The organism is Zoogloea sp. (assembly GCF_041904905.1).
Classification (GTDB): Bacteria; Pseudomonadota; Gammaproteobacteria; order Burkholderiales; family Rhodocyclaceae; genus Zoogloea.
On record NZ_JAYRMI010000139.1, the window covers coordinates 1 to 1,785 of the forward strand.

2 protein-coding genes are annotated in these 1,785 nt (G+C 70.6%); both read right to left on the reverse strand.

Going from position 1 to position 1,785, the window contains the following annotated elements:
* Window positions 1–1,276: M20/M25/M40 family metallo-hydrolase (locus tag ACE3N6_RS19230; protein ID WP_374247428.1), on the reverse strand; the 1,276-nt coding region annotated here is incomplete at its 3' end.
* Between the two features lie 113 nt (window positions 1,277–1,389).
* On the reverse strand, window positions 1,390–1,785 hold a 396-nt coding region (locus tag ACE3N6_RS19235), incomplete at its 5' end, for a response regulator (RefSeq protein WP_374247429.1).

Below are 1,785 nucleotides of genomic sequence, written 5' to 3' on the forward strand. Positions count from 1 at the left end.
TCAGTGCGGATTCGAACCAAGGCGTGGCCGAGGGCGCGTTCCAGCCGGTGGCGCCGCCGTGGCTGTCGAAGGTGACGCGGGCCTGGTAGGGCGCGTTGTCCTCCAGCAGGGTCTTGAGCTCCTGCACCGCCGCCGCCGCGTCCACCAGCGGCGGCAGGCGCAGGCTGAGCTTGAAGGCGGTGTACGGCCTCAGCACGTTGCCGGCATCCTGCAGGGCGGGAAAGCCGTCGGCGCCGGTCACCGACAGCGTGGGCAGCCAGGTGCGGTTGAGCAGCGCCTGCAGCGGGTCGGTGGTGGTGGGCAGCGCGAAGGTGGTGGAGCCGCCGCAGTCGTAGTGCGCCCAGGGGAAGCGCTTGTAGACCTCCTCGCCGAGGATGGCAGCGGTGGCGCGTGCCTGCGCCAGGCGCTCGCTGGGGACCTCGCAATGGAAGCTGGCGGGCAGCAGGCGGCCGGTGGCGCTGTCCTCCAGCCGGTCCAGCACCATGCGCATGATGCGAAAGCTCGACGGCACCAGTCCCGAGGCGTCGCCCGAATGGATGCCCTCGGTGAGGATTTCCACCTTCAGCGTGCCGCTGGCCATGCCGCGCAGGCTGGTGGTGAGCCAGAGCTGGTCGTAGTTGCCGGCGCCCGAATCGAGGCAGACCACCAGGCCCACGTCACCCAGGCGGTTGTTGCCCGGCGCGCGCAGCGCGTCGATGTAGGGCAGCAGGTCGGCGGAGCCGGATTCCTCGCAGGTCTCGATCAGGCCGACGATGCGCGGGTGCGCCACGTTCTGCGCCTTGAGGGCCTGCACCGCGGCGATCGCGGCGTACACCGCATAGCCGTCGTCGGCGCCGCCCCGCCCATAAAGCTTGCCGTCCTCGTACTTCGGCGTCCAGGGGCCCAGGTCGTTGCGCCAGCCGTTGAACTCGGGCTGCTTGTCGAGGTGGCCGTACATCAGCACGGTCTGCCCACCCGCCCCGCGGGTGCCTTCGATCTCGAAGAACAGCACCGGCGTGCGGGGTGAGCCGTCGGCCTTGTTCAGCCGCACGATCTCCAGCGTCAGGCCCGGCACATTCTGGGCCAGCACCCAGTCGGCGGCGTCGCGCACCACCGTCTCGATGTGGCCGTGGGCCACCCAGTCGGGGTCGAAGGACGGCGACTTGGCGGGGATGGTGATGTAGCGCGTCAGCCGGTGAACGATGTCTCCGTCCCACTGGGCGCCGATGTCGGCCAGGGCGCGGCCGGTGTCGAGCAGGGCGGAGGGCGGTATCTCGCGGTGCAAAGGTGCGTTCATGGAGTCAAGGGCCGGCTGGCGGCCAGAGTGCGTTTCAGGCAGCGACTGTACGCGGTCGGGGCCTTGGGCGCCAGTGCCGGGCATTGTCCGGGGGCTGCCAGCCAGGCTCGGGCTCAGGACGCCCGGGCCCGCCGGTCGGCCAGCGCGGCACCGGCCCGCTCCAGGGCGTCCGCCAGCGCCGCCGCGCGAACCGGCTTGCTGAGATAGTCGTCCATGCCGGCGGCCAGGCAGGCGCTGCGGTCGCCTTCCATCGCATTGGCGGTCATGGCGATGATCCAGGGTCGCCGGGCTTGGGGCAGCCGGGCGCCGATGGTGCGGCTCGCCGCCATCCCGTCCATGACCGGCATCTGCACGTCCATCAGCACCACATCGAATCCAGCGCCGGACGGCTGGCAGACGGCGTCCAGGGCCTGTTGGCCATCGGTGGCGACGTCGATGTCGTAGCCCAGTCCGCTCAGGATCAGCGAGGACACCCGCAGATTGACCGGGTTGTCTTCGACCAGCAGGAT